This window comes from Mycobacterium sp. NGS22 (assembly GCF_059813095.1).
The window spans coordinates 26,711-39,899 of sequence record NZ_JCALDY010000034.1 but is presented as its reverse complement, the minus strand read 5'-3'; the positions used below and the strand labels follow the sequence as shown (position 1 = coordinate 39,899).

Below are 13,189 nucleotides of genomic sequence, written 5' to 3'. Positions count from 1 at the left end.
ACAGGCCCATAGCCAGGATCGCGAGTCCCGCTGCCACCGAGACACGTAGCCCAAGCCGCGGCAAATACCACTGTGTGAACGCCGCAATGACAAGTAGCGGCACCGCGAGCGGACACAGCGCGATCGCGGTTTGCAGCGGGCTGTAGCCGATCACCAGTTGCAGGTGCTGCATGATCAAGAAGAAGAACCCGAAAATGGCGAAGAACAGCGTCATCATGCCGACAGAGCCGGTCAGCATGTCGGGTCTTCTGAACACACGAATATCGAGTAGTGGATGCTTGCGGCGCAATTCGAAGTAGCCGAAGAAAATGGCGAGCAAGATGCCGCCAGCAAGGCAACCAGACACCGTCGGGTCGCTCCACCCTCGCAGCGGTGCTTCAATCACGCCGAAGACGAAAACGGCGACCGCCGAGCCGATGAACAGCGCACCCCACCAGTCGACCGGCGTTGCCTCGGGGTCCTTGGATGACGAGATCGTCAGGGCGAATACGAACAGCAGAGCCGCTGCTCCGACGAACGCCCAGAAGATCGTCTGCCATGGCCCGAATTGAGTGAGTATCGCAGTCCCCATGAAACCGACGAGCGCACTCGATGCGCACACACCGGCCCAGATGCCAATTGCCTTGTTGCGCTCTTCTTCTGGATAGGCTGCGGTCAACAACGAGAGGGTGGCTGGGAGTATTGCTGCGGCACCGACTCCTGTGACACCTCGCGCAACGATGAGGGCGGTGGGCGTGTCGAAATAGATGGGCGCGAGCGATGCTGCAGCGAAGATGGCGAGCCCAACGAGGAGGACGGTGCGCCTCCCGTAGCGATCCCCTAAAGCCCCGGCCGGTAGCAGCAGGCACGCCATCACCAGCGTGTAGCCGTCGACGATCCAGGTCAATTGCGATTGCGTGGCAAGGGTTTCCAACGCGATGGCACCCAATGCGGCGTTGAGGGCGACCATCGACGAGATAACCAGGAGAACGCCCATCGAACAGACGATCAGTAGCCAAATCCTGGAACGTCCCGATAAGGCGTTGGACTGGTTGGCACCGCTTTCAGCGGTTTCGTTGGCGAGTTTCTCGACGATCCCGTCGGTCGACGCTTCAGTAATCGCTGCGCATCGAACCTTCCTGTTCTGTTGACGCGAGGAGGTGTTCGTTGTTCGGGTCATGTCGTGGCGGCGGGCACCAGCGCGCTGATGTCTTCGCCTTGAAGGAGTTTGACCGTTAGGTTCACATCGAAGTAGTCCGTCCATCGAGTGATTTTGCCGTCATCTCCAACAACGAACGTTCCCATCACCGGGATGGCGGGTTTGCCTCCGTCTGGGGTTTGGATGTAGTCGAGGCGTTCGGTCAGGACGACGGGGCCGTCGCTGGCTAGGTTGACGATTTCGAAGGCGTAAGCGTCGGGGAACATCGAGAACTGTGCGGCCATGTTCTCCACGATGGCGTCGACTCCGCTGAATGCTGGCATGCCGACGTTTTGGTAGATGGCGTCGTCAGCGAGCAGGGGACGCAGGGCTTCAGGATCCCGACGTTCCATCAGGGCGCAGAACTCGCGGACCACATCGGCGGGATTAGACACCTAGTACCTCCAACTTGGGGAAAGTGACGACCAAACCGTCACATGGAACCTGTATGTGACATGGCGACTGTATGTCACATACAAGTTGTATGCAATACTCTATGGCGATGGCGCACGGGCAAGAAAGGCTGGACCCCAAGGCGCGGCGTGCCGCCCAGGCAGAGGCGACGCGCGTCGCGCTGATCGATGCCGCGATACGGCTGTTCGTTGACAAGGGCTATCACCACACCGGCACGGAGGAAGTCGTTGCTGAGGCCGATGTTGGGACTCGAGGTGCTCTGTACCACCACTTCGCCGACAAGCAGGCTCTTTTCGAGGCGGTATTCATCGCGGTCGAGGAAGGTCTAGTGATGGAGGCCGCCAAGAATCTGGCCGATCCAGCGGACGGCGCTTTCAATCAGTTGCGCCAGGGACTTATTGGCTTCCTTGACGCATCCCTGACGCCACAAGTGCAGCGGATCCTGCTGATTGACGGGCCGGCCGTGCTGGGCTGGTCCAGGTGGCGGGAGCTAGAAAGCGTTTACGGGTTGGGGGCGATCCGCGCGATGCTTGAACGCGCCATTGAGGAAGGCGACCTAGCCGCGGGCCAGCCTGTGGCAGTACTGGCTCATGTGCTGCTGGCCGCAGCCGAGGAAGCTGCGATGTTCATTGCCAATGCGGCCGATCAGCAAGCGGCGCGGGACGAGAGTGTCCAGGCGCTGAACGCACTGCTGGACGGACTCCGTTCGCGCTAGCCCACATTTAGGAGGTTCTACGGATTGGCTGATTCAATCGTCCGTGGGGAGACGGGCTTGCCCGTCATGCCGCTGCCACGCACGTCGGGATGTCCCTTGGCGCCCCCGCCAGACTTCACACTATGGCGACAATCCCCCGGGCTGCAGCGTGCGGCTTGGCAGGGCAAGCCCGTATGGGTGGTCAGTCGGTACGAGGACATACGCGCAGCTCTAACTGATCCACGGCTGAGTGCAGACACCAATAGCATGTGGGCCGAAGCGCAGAACTCCGACGACGCGATGCCAATCATCTTCGCGCGAATCGACGACCCCGAGCACAATCGGATCCGACGAATGATGACTAGCGACTTCACCTTTCGGCGAGCAGAGAAAATGCGGCCGCGAATTCAGGAACTGGTCGATCACTACATCGACAAAATGGCCGAACATGGACCACCGGCCGATCTCGTCCATGACTTCGCGCTTCCAGTGCCCTCGGTGGTGATCTCAGTGCTGCTGGGCGTACCCGACGCGGACCTCGAGTCTTTTCAGCGCAACAGTGCAACTGTGCTCGACTCCGGACTCTCCGACGAGGAGCGCCTCGTCGCAGGCATGGGTATGTACGGCTACATGTTGGATCTGGTTTCCCGAAAGGAACGAGAGCCGGGCGACGACCTGATCAGTCGACTCGTCACAGACCACGTCATTCCGGGTGGACTCAGCAGAGAAACAGCCGCTATGACGGCGATGATCATGCTTCAAGCCGGCCACGAAACCACGGCAAGCATGATCGCGCTCGGCACGCTTGCCCTGATGCAGCATCCAGACGATTTCGCGCGTCTACGAACAACAGAAGACAACACTGAGATCGCGAATATTGTCGATGAGCTGCTGCGCTATCTGACCGTGGTCCACAGTCTGGTCGAGCGTGTCGCAAAGGAAGATTTCACGCTCGGTGGCCAACCCATTCGCGCAGGTGATCTCGTATTGATGAATCTGCCCGCCGGAAACTGGGACACCGCCTACACACAGCGTCCCGAAGAATTCGACATCGCTCGAAATACTCGCGGGCACCTCGCGTTCGGCTACGGCGTGCACCAATGCATCGGACAAAACCTCGCTCGCGCCGAGCTGCAGATCGCACTAACGACGCTGGTGCGGAGGTTTCCTGGGCTACGACTCGCCGTCTCGTTCGAGGACCTCCGATTCCAATCCCGCAAAGAGATTTTCGGTATAGAGCGGCTACCCGTTGCCTGGTGACCGACGGGGGTCGACGATTTCGTCCACTACGTCGTTGGCGTCGACGTCGCTCGCGACTTGTGAAAGATGCTGCTGCTTCGGCGATCTCGACAATTTTCGCCATAGTTCGCGGCAGATGGCCAATTGGCATCAGCACCGACTCGCTGCCGAAAGGCGTCGCACCCTACACAGGATGAACGGCAGTAACGGTGGTCTCCAGTGCGGCGTCACCGGTCAGATGTGCTCAACGATGGCCACCTCTTAGGTAGCTTTAACAGGTAGCAGAATTGCTCATAAACCTACAGTGACAACTGCAATTTCGCTGCTACAAGAATGATGTAATTATTCTAGAGAGTTACGTTCTTACAAGCAGCAGTCAGCGGAAGGCGGGTGCCAGTCTTGCTTGCGAGTCCGGTGAAGGTCGGTGCTTCAGGCCAAGCGCGGCGTTGCAGATATCGTGGCTGCATGCCGCCTCTTCGTCTTCATGCAGTCGACGGCTGTGGCGAGTGCGCAGGATCACATCGGGGTTGCAGTGCAAGGCATCGTGCGGGTTGTTCGCAATGAAAACGGACGATGCCCACAAATCCGCACCGAGCACAAGCAGCGAAGTCACCCGCACCTGGCAGGAGCGCGCCGTCGAGCGCCGACTCGGCGAAGCACGCGCGCTCGCGGTCGCGCGCAGCACGCAATTCATGGCCACGGCCCTTGAACTCGTCCAAGAATCCGGCCAGGCGAATTTCACGCTGCAGATGTTGGCTGAGCGCGCAAACTTGAGCGTGCGGACGTTCTACCAGCATTTCTCGAGTAAGGACGAGCTCTTGCTGGCGCTGTACGAAGATGTGACCGCGAGATACACCGAGGCGATCCGGGAGAAGGTCGAGGCCGCAGACAACCCAATGGGGCAGCTGGAGGCCTGGTGTCGCGGGGTGCTTTCACGGCCGGGCTCATCCAAGGAAGTGGGCGGCCGTCTGGTTCTCATATACAACTTGAGCCTGGAAGTGGAACATCCGGAGGCATTTGCCAAAGTGTGGGAACCACACCGCCAGTTGTTGACCGAGATTTTGACCGCATGTTCCAAAGCAGGTTTGATCCGAAACGATCTTTCGCTGGAGCAACTCACCTCACTGTTGGGCTACACCATGACGTCGTTCGGTCAGTTCAATGCGCTGCACGAAGGGATGGATGGCCGGAGTTTGACTGAAGACGTGGTGTGGTCCTGGTGTCGTCAAGCGATCGAGCCTTCAGCGGGTAGGTCCGCCTCTATCTCGTCGACGCCCCCCGGGTAGCGGCCACTACTTCCACTTACTGCGTCCGCAGTCGCTGCGCGGCCAATGCGCGCAGCTCGTCGGACCGTATCTTGTCGCTGCCGGTCAAGGCGAGATCATCATCGCCGAAGAACAGCACGTGGCGCGGCACTTTGTAGCTAGCCAAGCGTTCCCGGAGGTAGCCGCGAATCTCGTCAGCGTGGACTTGAGCGCCGTCGCGCGGGACGACGCAAGCGACTACGACCTCGCCGAGTGTTTTGTGCGGCAGGCCAACCGTTTTGGCTACTTTCACAGCAGAGTGCTTGGCCAGCGCTTCATCGACTTCGAGGGGTGAGACGTTGGCGCCACCGGTCTTTATGATGTCGGTCAGCCTGCCGATCCAGAACAGCCGCCCGACATCGTCAAGGTAGCCCCCGTCGCCGGTGGGGAAAAAGCCTTCCTCATCGAGCGTCTCGGCCAACGGTGTGCCGATATAGCCAAGCATCAGTGTGGGGCCTTTGACACAAATCTCTCCGCTCGCGCCGCGCGGAACTACGCAGCGGGTAACTGGGTCGACGATCTTGATTGTCACGCCCGGCAACGCAATGCCCCAACTGTCGCCGTGTGTCTCAGATGGCGTATTGAGTCCGTAAATAGTTGAGATAGTGAATGTTTCAGTGTTGCCGTAAGCATGGTCGGGCAGATGCCACTGTGCGGTCACTGTCGGGTGACGGGCGATAGGCGTCTTAACGTCGGCGAACCGCATACTGCTCAGGTCGACTGTAAGCCAGTTTGGTGCGGCTTCTATCTGTGCCCACTGATGTGGCCAGGCGAATGGATAGTTCACGCGCTCTGCAGCCATCAATTCCAGCGCCTCGGACGCGGCGAAAGTTCGCTGTAGGACTAAACAACCACCAGCCGCGAGCGTGGCGCCCAGTGACATCACGAAGTTTCCGGACCAAAAGAAACCGTTGGCCGACCAACAGCGGATGTTGTCCTCTGGCCCGAATTCGCACACCCGACGGAAGCGCCACAACTGAATAGCGATGCCGCGGTGTGCGCTCAGAACACCTTTGGGCTTGCTTGTCGAGCCCGACGAGAAGAACAGGGCTCCCGTGTCGCTGGGGAGCACGGCCGCCGACGTAGCGTTTATCAGCTCGCGCGGTTCATTGCGACCTCGGGCAAGAAAAGCATCCCACGTCTCGACTCCGGGCGACGCATCGCCGACCGTGGCGAGATGGCGAAGGAATGGAAAACGCTTGGACTGAAGCGGATTGGATTCGGCCATTCGGATCTCCGGCGCCAGTGTCGATAGGACGCTTGAAAAGTCTGTCTTCAGTACCATCCTCTCGAACAGCAACACTGCGACGCTCGAAGCGTTCAGTAGATACTGAAGCTCCGCAGGCGTCGAGAACGTGCTCAGCGTGACAGCCACGCCTCCCGCGAGTGATATGCCGAAGAAAGCCGATATCCACTCGGGGCGGTTGGTCATCAGGACGCCCACCCGGGTGTCCTTGGCGACGCCGCTCGCGCGTAACGCGCATGCCACATCGACTGCCCGTTCCCACAGTTCGGCATACGTCCAGCGGATGTCTTCCTCTGCCGTGCGGAATGCCACAGCTTCCCGGTCGCCATACATCGATGTCACCTCGCGCAGAAACCCGGGCAATGTGAGTGCACCAAGCCCTGGCTCGTCGCTCAACGCCGGACCAGAGACGATCGAAAGCTTCGATGCAACGGTAGATTTCATGTGGAGGACTTCGTCACAGGGGAAGCTCGACCTCGGCTGTACATGCGACGAGCTCCTCGCCGTTTTGGTTGGTCAGGCGCAGCTTTATCTGAACAAGCGGCACCCCCCACCTCGAATCGGGTTCCTTGCCAATGATTTCAGCGTCGAAGTAGGTGACGTCACCTTCGAAGGCCGGACCGCGGAAATCGGCTTTGCTGTGGCGCACCATCCCGTCGTGGCCGGCCCAATACGCGAGGTAGTCGGTGCACCACGCGCCCATCGTTGCGCCGTAGCCATACGCGCGCGCCATGCCCACTTCGCTGGCGCGGTCGGCATCGATGTGGCCGCGCGACGGTCCTAGATAGAGCCCGTCACGCTTGCGTGGATCGATGAACGCGTCTTCTTCGTCGAACGCGAAATCCTTGCCGAAACCAGGATCTTGATATACCCACGGGTCTTCGATTCCCGGGGGGGCCACCCATTCGAATCCACCCCAAATGTTGAAAACGAATGCGCGATACTCGGTAGTGAATGTAGCGATGGTGTGTGGTCCGATGACACGACGAGGTAGCGTATCGCCGACCTTTACTTCGTCGAAATGCGGTGAGATGCCCAGCCGGTTCGACTCGAGCCAGTCGCGGCGGAGCCTGTCTACTTCCTCAAGTTCGAGTTGTGTCCATCGCTTGACCTCGCCGAGCTGACTCTCGAACATGCCACGCCTGGTTGCTTCTTCGACAAGATAGCGGATCGCGGTGGACCGTTCGCGAGCCACCAGGGCGCCGCTCTGATTCTTGTGGGTGGTATCGCCTCGTGAGAACATGGTGGGGCCGGCGAACTTCGTTTCGACAACCTTGTAATCGTGAAATCTGCGAGTTTGAAACAGCTTGTCTCCGGGTCGGACCGGGCATCCGTAGAACCACCACTCTTCCCCGCCAAAAATGAGATGGCTGTTGGGGATATGGCCTACACATGCGGGTGCTGCGCCGTGGCCGTAGTCGAGAGCAACGGCGATCGACTGTGGCGCGATCAGCCCGCCGAACTTGGAAGCGCGGGCGAACCGCTCATCCCAGTGCAAAGGGTTGGGGTAGTCCATCGCCATCACCCAACGGCGTATGTCTGACGAACTACACGGATCCCACAGTTGCCCACCTCCGATGGGTTTGCCGACCCGGTGGTCGACGTCGGACAAATCGATCCCGCTTTGCGACAACTCGGAAGCCGACTTTCTGGGCATTGGTCAAACTCCTGTCCTAGCCGTTGAGGTTTGTCATCGAGACGCGCCTGGGAGGCATTTTCGTTAGGCAGACCGTGCGCGCACTTGGTCATCTCCGATCCGGCGGCATTTTCTAACGGCAAACGACGTATGACGCGACTGAATGTGGTTTGACACGCACGGCAAACATGAAGCTGCCTTCGTGGCGTCGCAACCGCGACGGCCGAGCGCGCCAGCGAACTCGCCCTCTCCCAGAAGCGTCAATGGTTGATATTGCTTTCCCGTCATGAAGATTGTCAAGCAAGTGCCAACGTTGACTTTCAGCTATGGAGAACGTTATTCTCACCGAAATCTTTCGTCGAAGATGGGACCCGAGTGCTTCTAGAGCTCGACGATGACCAGCATCTCTGGCGCGATACGGTCCGGGAAGCGGTCGCGAAGCACTGCCCCCCGTCGCTTGTTCGTGCAGTCGCAGAGGGCGAAGCTGATGCGAACGGGCTTTGGGAGTGGTATCGGAAGGAAGGCTGGACGGAACTTGCCACTGCGGAATGCTTCGTCGAGCTCACTCTCGTGCTCGAAGAACTCGGACGCGCATGTGACCCCACTCCATTCCTAGCTACCACTACGCAATTCGCACCCCTAGTAGGCGATCACTTCGAGCCAAAACGATCGGGTGCTGCGGTCTACAGCGGTGTGACTGCGCGTCGCGACGGCACGGGATGGCTGCTCGACGGTGTCGCACGCTTTGTCCTTGACGGCGATCGATCCCAGCAATTGGCAGTCATCACCGAAGCCGGGATTTTCGTCGTGGACCAGGACCGGGTGACTGCGCGCCGAGTCGCTGTACTCGATCCCGTGCTGCATGTGGCTAACTTGCTGTTCGACGGCGTAAGGGTATGCGACGAGGACCGAACCGTCGCTGATACGGAGCGTGCCAGGCAAATCGCAGTCACCGGCATGGCGGTACACATGGTGGGTGCCTGCCAGCAGATCCTCGAGATGGTGCTCGAGCACGTCAAGGAACGCCATCAGTTCGGGGTGGCAATCGGGTCTTTTCAGGCCATTCAGCACCGGGTCGCCGACATGCATGTCTTCATCGAGCGGGCCCGTGCGTTGTCGTACTTCGCCGCACTCACCATCGCAACTGGCGATCCGCGGAGCCGGCTGGTTCCGCGTATGGCGAAAGCCGCTGCAGGAGAAGCGCAGTCGCACGTAGTCACACACGGCATGCAGTGCTTCGGCGCTATGAGCCAGACATGGGAAAACGACTTGCAGTTCGCCGTCAAGCGCGCGAAGGCGGGGGAGTTGATGCTCGGCAACGCGGCCGAGCATCGTGCGACTATCGCCAAGGAGTATCGTGCGGCTGACTTTTGATCCCGATGTCGAAACCTTTCGCGCGGAGTTCTCCGCGTTTCTCGATGACAACGTGCCTCCGGAGTCCGAGACGCTCGAACGTCCTCAATCGGTTTCCCACATGCCACAGTGGGCTCGGGATTGGCAACGCTTGCTGTTCGACAACGGTTGGCTGCTGCCTGCACAGCCGCCGGAATTCGGCGGACGTAACGCCTCCGTGCTACAGCAGTTCGTGCATCTCGACGAATTGTGCAGGAGGAGAATCTTTCACAGCTTCAATCCGCAAGGCGTCAACATCGTTGCGACCTCTCTGATTTCGTTCGGTACCGACGAGCAGAAGAAGCGATGGGCGGTGCCAATCCTGCGCGGTGAGATGACCGCATCGTTGGGGATGAGTGAGCCGAACGCAGGCTCAGACCTTGCATCGCTTCGCACCAGGGCCGTACGCGACGGTGACGAGTTCGTCGTCAACGGCCAGAAGGTCTGGACATCGGGTGCACATCACGCTGACTTCCTGCTTGCTTTCGTTCGCACCGATCCAGATGTGCCGAAGCACAAAGGCATTTCCGCACTGATCATTCCGACGAATACCGAGGGTGTGGTCTGCCGTCCTTTCGCCGATGTCGCGAGTCAGGAAAATCTTGACTTCAACGAGGTGTTCTTTTCAGATGTCCGTGTTCCAGTGGAGAATCTGGTCGGCGAGCTCAATCAGGGTTGGCGGGTAGCCAACGGTTCTCTGGGACACGAACGGACCATGATGTGGCTGCTGTTCGCTGATCGGCTCGACAACCTGATCGAGGACTGCCAGCCACGCACATCGGTACAGCGGGACCAGTACGCATCGATGATCATGGATTACCACGCTTTACGCACCATGGGGTCGGCGGCGTTGGCACGCGCGGCGCGCGGGGAGGTGGACATTTCGTCGGTGTCGGTGCTGAAACTGCTCGGCTCTGAGGCCGAAAGGCGGGCAGCCGATGTCTTGTTGGATACGAAGGGTATTGAAGGCCTGCTGCATCCGTTGACTGGACGCTACCAACACATGAACAACGACGAGTACTTCGCGAGCAGTTTCGAGCGATTCACTCGAGGCATTGCGGCCACCATCGCGGGAGGGACTTCAGAGATTCATCGAAACATTATTGCCCAAAGTGTTCTTGGTCTTCCGCGTGGCTAGGAACAGCAGTCGTCGATCCGGCAGCCGCTTCCAGGAGGCGCCTAATGGCTGAGATGGATTGGGCGGAAACAACATGCATCAAGGTACACCGGCAGGCGGGCATCGTGACAGTTCGGTTGAACCGGCCCGAGAAAATGAATGCCATCAATAGCACCATGGAGAACGAGTTCTACTCCGTTCTTGCCGACTGCGACCGAATGAACGATGTCAAGTGTGTGTTGTTGACAGCGGAAGGCCCGAACTTTTCCTCCGGTCATGACATACAACAGGTCGCAGCAGAAACGATCGGTGGCCAGACGCCGGCGACGATTGGGGACAAGTATTGGGTTCATACGGGTGATCTGCTCCCACCGTGGCGATTCGCGAAGGGTCTTGTAGTAGCTGCCAAAGGTTTCGTGGGACCTCACGCGAATACTTTCCTGTTAGCCGCGGACGTGGTCATAGCGGCCGAGAATTCACGCTTCAGTTGGGAGGAGTCTCGGGTCGGTGTTGGTGCGCCGTACGGCCCGTATGCACTCATGCCGTTCCACTTCCCGATTCGCGTCATGAAGCACCTGTGGATGACCGGCGGCTGGATGGATGCGGAGACAGCCCATCGGCTGTTCTATGTGAATCGTGTTGTCGCGCAAGGGGAGGAGGAGAACGTAGCAATGCGGTTCGCCGAGCAGATTGCCCGGATGGAAACCGGTGATCTCATCGCCAACAAGCGCGGCACGCATCGCCTCTACGAAGCAGCGGGTCTTTCCGCGATGGTTGACGTGGGTCGAGATCCATATGTTCCCAGCGCGGAAGCAGCGATGGCTAAAGAGACTCATCTGCGCCTGATTCATGATAAGGGCGTGAGAGCTGCTGTGCGAGAACGTGATACGGGTTGGAATGACGAAATAAGTCAGGTGTAGACAGTTCAGGCCGTGGTCGACCAAAACTGCGAGAAGGGAAGCCGATGCCAAACGCCGATGCAATTGTCGTGGCAATCAACGCGCACTGCGAGACCCTCAGTAATCATGATAAGGATGGCTGGCTGGCTCTGTGGGCGGAGGACACGGTTCTGGAAGACCCGGTCGGGGTGGATACTTACAGCGGCTTGGAGAGTTTGCGAACGTCTTTCTGGAAGCTGGTAAGCGACCTCTCTCCAATGAAGCTGTGGCTCGAACGCGACGTCATTGTCTGCGGCAACGAGGCAATCGCCATTCTGCAGGGTGTGGTGACACGCAACGGCGCTATGCAGCACGTCGGCCCCCTCGTCGATCATTTCACGTTTGATGACACGGGAAAGATCTCGATGATGCGGGCCTTCTGGAAGTACGCGTGACATCCACATCGCCGGAGACGTTGCCCGCCATCGTCAGTCGGATGGCGGAGGCGAATCCACACCGGGAGTTCGTACGGACTGTGAGCGGCCCGTCGGCAACCTGGGGTCAATTGCAATCTTTGACAAGCGTTTGGGCGGCGCGCTTTTTGGCACTCGGCGTTGGGCGAGGTGACGTCGTTGTGACCATTATGGACGCGGGCCTGGACGCACTGGTGGCTTGGCTGGGGCTCGCCAGCATCGGCGCGATCGACGCGGCGACCAATCCCGAGTTCCGGGGCAGGATGCTTGCCTACACGATCAACAACTGCGCGCCCGATTTGCTGTTGGTGGCTGCACAGTACGTTGAATTTCTTGAGCCTATAGCCGCGGATCTGCAGACGGTGAAGCGAGTACTCGTACTTGACGGGGACGGATCCTTTCCTGAAGGAAGTTCGTCCCTGCCTGGCCTGATGCGACCCGATGACCTCAGACCGGATCTGCCCGCCGCGCACAATCAAACAGGCGTGCCGGAGCTTCACGATATCGCCTGCATCACATACACATCCGGAACCACCGGTCCATCCAAGGCCGTGAAATTGCCATGGGGACAACTGCACGCCATCAATTCCGGAACCTTTCCGATCGAGGACCTTACGGCCGCGGACGTCTTTTACTGCACAACGTCGCACGCCCACTTCGGCTCAAAGTCGATTCCATACAACGCGGCGATGGTCGGCGGACAAGTGGTCATGCGGCCCCGGTTCGCGCTCTCTGATTTCTGGGACGACGTCACAAAGTACGAGATCACTACCGGCATGCTCGTCGGATCGATGGCTGACGTGCTACTTCGGGATCCGAAGCACCCGAAGGGTGCAACAACTCTCAAGAATTTGTTCATGGCGCCCCTCGGCCCCAGCTATCGCCAGTTCAGTTCGGAATTTGGCGTCCGCATCTGCACCGTCTACAACAGCACTGAAGGTGGCGTCGCTATCCGATCAGGCTGGAACCCCACGAACAGCCGCACCGTCGGTCGACTTCGGAAGGGCTATCCCGACTTTGAAGTCCGCTTGGTCGATGCGAACGACTATGAAGTCGCCGACGGCACGCCTGGAGAGTGTGTGGTGCGCGCCGGCGTGCCGTGGGTCATGAATGCCGGTTACCTGAACGATGACAGCGCAACGGCATCCGCGTGGCGCAACGGCTGGTTCCACACCGGTGATGCACTCGTCCGCACCCCTGAAGGTGACTACATTTTCGTCGATCGCCTCAAGGACGCCATCCGGCGCCGGGGGGAGAACATTTCGTCCTTCGACCTCGAAGCAGACGTGCTACGAAATCCGGAAATCGCCGAATGTGCCGCGGTAGCCGTCCCTGCCGAAAACGTCGAAGACGAGGTGCTGCTGTTTGCAGTCAGACGTCCCGGTTCCAGGATCAGCCCGCGCGACTTGTATGAAGATCTCGCGAGCCGGATGGCGCGGTTCATGGTTCCCCGCTACATCGAGTTCTTGGAGGAACTCCCGAAAACTCAAGCGACCCTGCGTGTTATCAAAACCGAGTTGCGGATGCGGGGCGTTGGTCTTGAAACGTGGGACGCCAAAGGACGGTCGTCAGGCGCGCAGATGACTGCGGCCGCCAACAAATGATTCGATAGAGGGACA

12 protein-coding genes are annotated in these 13,189 nt (G+C 59.3%); 8 read left to right on the top strand and 4 right to left on the bottom strand.

Annotated features, from left to right (window positions below; translation table 11 throughout):
- Window positions 1–1,159: MFS transporter (locus AC5Y47_RS22770; RefSeq protein WP_499946517.1), on the bottom strand; the 1,159-nt coding region annotated here is incomplete at its 3' end.
- The gene (locus AC5Y47_RS22765; RefSeq protein ID WP_499946516.1) at window positions 1,156–1,572 is read right to left on the bottom strand and encodes a limonene-1,2-epoxide hydrolase family protein; all 417 of its coding nucleotides are present in this window, start codon (window positions 1,570–1,572) and stop codon (window positions 1,156–1,158) included. The genes AC5Y47_RS22765 and AC5Y47_RS22770, both read right to left, overlap by 4 nt.
- A gap of 101 nt (window positions 1,573–1,673) precedes the next feature.
- Between AC5Y47_RS22765 and AC5Y47_RS22760 the strand changes: the two genes are divergently transcribed.
- The 3 genes from AC5Y47_RS22760 to AC5Y47_RS22750 all read left to right on the top strand — a co-directional run bounded on the left by AC5Y47_RS22760 (window position 1,674) and on the right by AC5Y47_RS22750 (window position 4,810).
- Complete coding sequence (locus tag AC5Y47_RS22760) at window positions 1,674–2,306, top strand: TetR/AcrR family transcriptional regulator (protein ID WP_499946515.1); 633 nt, start codon at window positions 1,674–1,676, stop codon at window positions 2,304–2,306.
- Window positions 2,307–2,372: 66 nt separating this feature from the next.
- On the top strand, window positions 2,373–3,545 hold the full coding sequence (locus AC5Y47_RS22755; protein WP_499946520.1) for a cytochrome P450: 1,173 nt from the start codon (window positions 2,373–2,375) through the stop codon (window positions 3,543–3,545).
- Between the two features lie 539 nt (window positions 3,546–4,084).
- The gene (locus AC5Y47_RS22750) at window positions 4,085–4,810 is read left to right on the top strand and encodes a TetR/AcrR family transcriptional regulator (RefSeq protein WP_499946514.1); all 726 of its coding nucleotides are present in this window, start codon (window positions 4,085–4,087) and stop codon (window positions 4,808–4,810) included.
- Between the two features lie 16 nt (window positions 4,811–4,826).
- Here the strand turns inward: AC5Y47_RS22750 and AC5Y47_RS22745 are convergent, their stop codons facing one another.
- Window positions 4,827–6,518, bottom strand: a complete 1,692-nt coding sequence (locus AC5Y47_RS22745) for a class I adenylate-forming enzyme family protein (protein WP_499946513.1) — start codon at window positions 6,516–6,518, stop codon at window positions 4,827–4,829.
- Between the two features lie 13 nt (window positions 6,519–6,531).
- Entirely contained in the window at window positions 6,532–7,731 is a 1,200-nt protein-coding gene (locus tag AC5Y47_RS22740; protein ID WP_499946512.1) for a MaoC family dehydratase, read from the bottom strand.
- A gap of 354 nt (window positions 7,732–8,085) precedes the next feature.
- Here AC5Y47_RS22740 and AC5Y47_RS22735 point away from each other — a divergent pair, with 354 nt between their 5' ends.
- From AC5Y47_RS22735 to AC5Y47_RS22715, 5 genes are read left to right on the top strand one after another with little or no spacing between them, the layout of a single operon-like run.
- Window positions 8,086–9,084, top strand: coding sequence for an acyl-CoA dehydrogenase family protein (locus tag AC5Y47_RS22735; RefSeq protein WP_499946511.1), 999 nt, complete (start codon window positions 8,086–8,088; stop codon window positions 9,082–9,084).
- Window positions 9,068–10,240, top strand: a complete 1,173-nt coding sequence (locus AC5Y47_RS22730) for an acyl-CoA dehydrogenase family protein (protein WP_499946510.1) — start codon at window positions 9,068–9,070, stop codon at window positions 10,238–10,240. Before AC5Y47_RS22735 ends, AC5Y47_RS22730 begins: the two co-directional genes overlap by 17 nt.
- A gap of 44 nt (window positions 10,241–10,284) precedes the next feature.
- Window positions 10,285–11,139, top strand: a complete 855-nt coding sequence (locus AC5Y47_RS22725; protein ID WP_499946509.1) for an enoyl-CoA hydratase/isomerase family protein — start codon at window positions 10,285–10,287, stop codon at window positions 11,137–11,139.
- Window positions 11,140–11,183: 44 nt separating this feature from the next.
- Window positions 11,184–11,552: a nuclear transport factor 2 family protein gene (locus AC5Y47_RS22720; protein ID WP_499946508.1), complete on the top strand. Its 369-nt coding sequence runs from the start codon at window positions 11,184–11,186 to the stop codon at window positions 11,550–11,552.
- Between the two features lie 41 nt (window positions 11,553–11,593).
- Window positions 11,594–13,174 (top strand): AMP-binding protein, encoded by a 1,581-nt coding sequence (locus AC5Y47_RS22715; protein WP_499946507.1) that lies wholly within the window; start codon window positions 11,594–11,596, stop codon window positions 13,172–13,174.
- Window positions 13,175–13,189 lie beyond the last annotated feature (15 nt).